This window comes from Streptomyces sp. NPDC059456 (genome assembly GCF_042750055.1).
Lineage (GTDB): Bacteria > Actinomycetota > Actinomycetes > Streptomycetales > Streptomycetaceae > Streptomyces.
In genome coordinates this window covers 1-4,146 of record NZ_JBHYVA010000238.1, presented here as the reverse complement: position 1 = coordinate 4,146, position 4,146 = coordinate 1, and the positions used below count along the sequence as shown (strand labels likewise).

The window sequence follows — 4,146 nt, the reverse complement described above, 5'->3', positions numbered from 1 at the left end:
GTGAACCGGCCCGCGGTCCGGCAAGGTCCGGCGCGGCGGCGGCGGCCCGCCCCGCCGCTCGCGGCCGTCCGGACGCCCGCCGCCGCCCCTTCCGTCACGCGGCCTTCCGTCACGCGGCCTTCCGTCACGCGGCCTCCGCCGCCCCGGCCCGGTAGCGGCCCGGGGTGGTCCCGAACTCCCGGCTGAAGGCGTGGGAGAACGCGTACGGCGTGCCGTACCCGACCCGGCGCGCGATCGCGGCCAGCGGGTCCCGGGTGTCCCGCAGCAGGGTGGCGCCGTACGTCAGCCGCCACCACGTCAGGTACGCCATCGGCGGGCGGCCGACCAGCGCGGTGAACCGGCGCGCCAGCGTGGGCCGGGAGACGCCCGCCTCGGCCGCCAGCCGGTCGTTGGTCCAGGGCGCGGCCGGATCCGAGTGCAGGGCCCGCAGGGCTGCGGCCGCGACGGGATCGCCCAGCACCGCCGACCAGGCTCCGCCCGAATCCTCGGCCATCCAGGAACGGATCATGTAGACGAGCAGGAGGTCGAGCAGGCTGGGCACCGCCATGCACGCGCCCGGCCGCTGCTCACCGCCGAGCTCGCCGCCCAGCAGGGTGATGGCCGCCCGCAGTTCGGGGTGCGCGCCGACCCGGTTCGGCAGGTGGACCACCTCCGGCAGCTCCAGCATCAGCGGGTGGACGCGGCTGCTGTCGAGCCGGTACTTCCCGCACAGCATCTCCACCCCGCCGGAACCGGCCGGAGCGCTCCTCGGCACCGCTCCGACGGGCAGGAGCTCGAACGGCACCGCCCGTGCCACGGTCGCCGCGTCGGCCGGGGAGTCGGCGATCACGTGCCCCGCACCGTGCGGCAGCAGCACCGCGTCGCCGGCGCCGAGGGAGACGGGCGCGCCGCCCCCGTCGGGCAGCAGCCAGCAGCCGCCCTCCAGCACCACGTGGAAGCCCGCGCCCTCGTACGGGGCGAAACGCGCGCACCAACTCCCGTTCAGGGTCATCCGGTTGGAGGAAGGCCGGCCGATCCGTACGGCCGCGATCGCATCGCTCACCACATCCATGGGACCAGGGTACCCATGGCATCAGAAGTGAGACGATCGCGTATTCGCCTGAGCCGTACGGGCATTGAGGTGCTCACCGGGCGTTTCCTAGACTGGGGGCATGAAGACCGAGAGCAGGAAGAGCATCGTGCTGGGTGACGTCGAGGTCACCCGGGTCATCGAGTGGCAGGGGCCGTTGGGGCCCACGTCCGGCCTCGTGCCGGGCGTCGGCGCGCAGGTGTGGAGGGAGAACGAGGACTGGCTGGCGCCGGAACACTGGGAGCCCGCCGAGGACCGTGCCGTCCTGGCGCTCCAGACCTGGGTCCTGCGCAGCGCCGGCAAGACCGTCCTGATCGACACAGGCGTGGGCAACGGCCGCGAGCGGCCCGGTTCGCCGCTCTTCCACCGGCGGCAGGGCGATTTCCTCGGGGAGCTGGCGCGCGCCGGGGTCCGCCCGCAGGACGTGGACGTCGTCGTCAACACCCACATCCACGGCGACCACGTCGGGTGGAACACCGTGGCGGCGGACGGCGGTTGGGTGCCCGCCTTCCCCAACGCCCAGTACCTCGTCCCGGCCGCCGACGACCACCACTTCGGGCCCGCGAACCAGTACGGCGGCGCCGTCCGGGAGGACGACCGGCTGATCTACGAGGACAGCATCGCGCCCGTCCACCGCGCCGGGCAGGTCCTGCTCTGGGACGGCACCCACCGCATCGACGAGCACCTCACCCTCGAAGCCGCGCCCGGGCACACCCCCGGCTCCTCCGTGGTGCGGCTCGCCTCCGGGACCGACCGGGCCGTCTTCGTCGGCGACCTGCTGCACAGCCCCGTGCAGGTCCTGGAGCCCGCCTGCAACAGCTGCTTCTGCATGGACGCCGCGCAGGCCGCCGCCAGCCGCCGCCGCATCCTCGAACGCGCCGCCGATGAGGCGGAGCTGCTCGTACCCGCCCACTTCGGCGGTACGGGCGCCGTGGAAGTCCGCCGCCGGGGAGCGGAGTTCACCCTCGGGGCGTGGGCGGCCTACGAAGAGGTCGGGTGAGGGGAACCGGGGGAGCGCGGATCCGGCGGTGACGCCGCCCGGCGGGGCCGGACCGCCGCCACCCGCAGGATCCGCAGGGCGAGCTGCACCTCCAGCGCCGCCGCCGGGGTGTTCCAGTCCTCGCCCAGGATCTGCCGGACCCGGTCCAGGCGCTGCACCACGGTGTTGACGTGCACGTGGAGGACGTCCTTGGTGCGGGCCAGGCTCGCACCGTGGTCGAAGTACGCCTCCAGGGTGCGGACCAGTTCCGTCCCGCGCTGCTCGTCGTACGCGATGACCGGCCCCAGCACCCGGTCGACGTACGCGCCCACGTCCGCCCGGTCCCCGAGGAGCACCCCGAGGAACCCGAGGTCGGGCAGGCCGGCCCCGCCGCCGGTGTGGCCGAGGGCGTGCAGGGCCTCCAGGCAGCGCAGCGCCTCGGCGTACACCGCGGGCAGGCCGTCCGGGCCGGCGGCGGGTCCTGCGGAGCCCGCCGTGACCGGGGTGCCCAGCACCTGTCCCAGCTCGGCGGCGAGCGTCCGGGCGAGCGGGCCCGGACGGTCCGTCGGGGCGATGAGGACGACGCGGCCCTGGTGCACCCCGGCCAGGCCGTCCCGGGCGCGTGCGTGGCGGGCCGCCTCCGCCGCCAGCCGGGACCGCAGGGCGGCATCGCAGTGCAGCACCACCAGGGCGTGCGGGCGGGTGAGGTCCACCCCGAGCTTGCGGGCCCGCAGGGTCCGGCTGCCGGTGTCCCGGACCCGGCCGGGAGCCGCCGGGGCCAGCAGGTCGCCGAGCAGTTCGCCGCGGACCCGGTCCTCGGCGTGGGCGATGGAACGCCGCAGCAGGAGCAGCAGCGCCGTCACGAGACCGGCCCGCTCGAACAGCCGCCGCCCGGTGTCGGGCAGGTCGGCGCGGCCGCCGAGCGTGATGCTCCCCAGCAGCTCCGGCCCGGCCAGGACCGCGCAGACCCAGACGCCGTCCACGGAGACGGCCCGGCCGTCGGAGCGCGAGGCGGCCAGGGCGTGCTCCGGCGGGCGGCCGGGCTCCGGACCCGCCTGCTCCGCGCCCGCCCGCACTGCGCCGTTCTGCTGCACGCCGTCCTGCCGGGTGCCGACGCGGGCGAGTTCGGTGCCGTCCGCGTCGTGCACCACCAGGCTGCCGCCCAGCAGGGCCGCCACCTCCCGGGCGACGTCGGTCACGTCACCGCCGCGCAGCACCAGGCGGGTGAGGCGGTCGTGGGTCTCGGCGGCGAGCCGCATCGCCTCGCTCTGGGCGCGGGCCGTCTCGGTGGCCACCCCGAGTTCCACGAGGGCGGCCCGCGTCTCGTCGAGCAGCCGTGCGCTGTCGATGGCCACGGCGGCGTGATCGGCGAGGGAGGAGAGCAGCGCGACCGCGTCCGGCGCGAAGTCGCGGACCGCCCGGTCGGCGGCGTACAGCACCCCGATCACCCGCGTGCCGACGCGCAGCGGGACGCCGAGGATGCCGCGCAGCCCCTCCTCCCGGACCCCGTTGTCGATGGTGTCCGTATGCCGGAAGCGGTCGTCCGTACGGTAGTCGGCGCTGGCGTACGGGCGGGCGGTCTGGGCGACCAGGCCGCCGAGTCCCTCGCCCATGCCGAGCCGCAGCTGCTGGAAGGCGGCCGACACGGAGCCGTCGGTGACCCGCATGAACGTATCGCCGGCGACCGGGTCGTTGAGGGTCATGTACGAGACGTCGGTGCCCAGCAGCATCCGGGCCCGGTGGACGATGGCCCGCAGCACCGCGTCGAGCTCGCGCAGGGCGGCGAGGTCGCCGGCCGTGTCGAAGAGGGCCGTGAGTTCGGCCTCGCGGCGCCGGTGCTGGTCCAGGGTGCGCCGGATGTCCAGCGCCACCCGGGTGGCCTCCTCCACGAGGGCCTGCTCGGCGGGGCCCGCCCCGGCGGTACGGGCCTGCGCCGCGGGCCGGGGGAAAAGGGGGGGCCGGGGGGCGCCGGGCCCCCGTTTGGGGCGGTGGAGACGGGGGGGGTGGCCCGGGGGGGGGGGGCGGCCCCGGCCGCGGGGGGCCGCGAGGGCGGCCGCCGCCAGGACGGCCCAGTACTGGAGGCCGAGCAGGGTCAGGC

Annotated in this window: 3 protein-coding genes; 1 reads left to right on the top strand and 2 read right to left on the bottom strand. The window is 76.2% G+C overall.

Translation table 11 applies throughout. The features are described 5' to 3' along the window. Positions 1-124 precede the first annotated feature (124 nt). Positions 125-1,051 carry an AraC family transcriptional regulator gene (locus ACFXA3_RS21300; RefSeq protein ID WP_385188881.1) on the bottom strand — a complete coding sequence of 309 codons (927 nt, stop codon included), beginning with the start codon at positions 1,049-1,051 and terminating at the stop codon, positions 125-127. A 100-nt stretch (positions 1,052-1,151) separates the two neighbouring features. Here ACFXA3_RS21300 and ACFXA3_RS21295 point away from each other — a divergent pair, with 100 nt between their 5' ends. Further along, positions 1,152-2,069 (top strand): MBL fold metallo-hydrolase, encoded by a 918-nt coding sequence (locus ACFXA3_RS21295; protein WP_385188879.1) that lies wholly within the window; start codon positions 1,152-1,154, stop codon positions 2,067-2,069. Here the strand turns inward: ACFXA3_RS21295 and ACFXA3_RS21290 are convergent. Next, complete coding sequence (locus tag ACFXA3_RS21290; protein ID WP_385188893.1) at positions 2,051-4,138, bottom strand: helix-turn-helix domain-containing protein; 2,088 nt, start codon at positions 4,136-4,138, stop codon at positions 2,051-2,053. The genes ACFXA3_RS21295 and ACFXA3_RS21290 overlap by 19 nt on opposite strands. Positions 4,139-4,146 lie beyond the last annotated feature (8 nt).

What these genes read in the sequence shown, in the direction of transcription:
- ACFXA3_RS21295 (WP_385188879.1), top strand. Translation starts at nt 1,152, where the DNA reads ATGAAGACCGAGAGCAGGAAGAGCATCGTGCTGGGTGACGTCGAGGTC.
- ACFXA3_RS21300 (WP_385188881.1), bottom strand. Translation starts at nt 1,051, where the DNA reads ATGGATGTGGTGAGCGATGCGATCGCGGCCGTACGGATCGGCCGGCCT.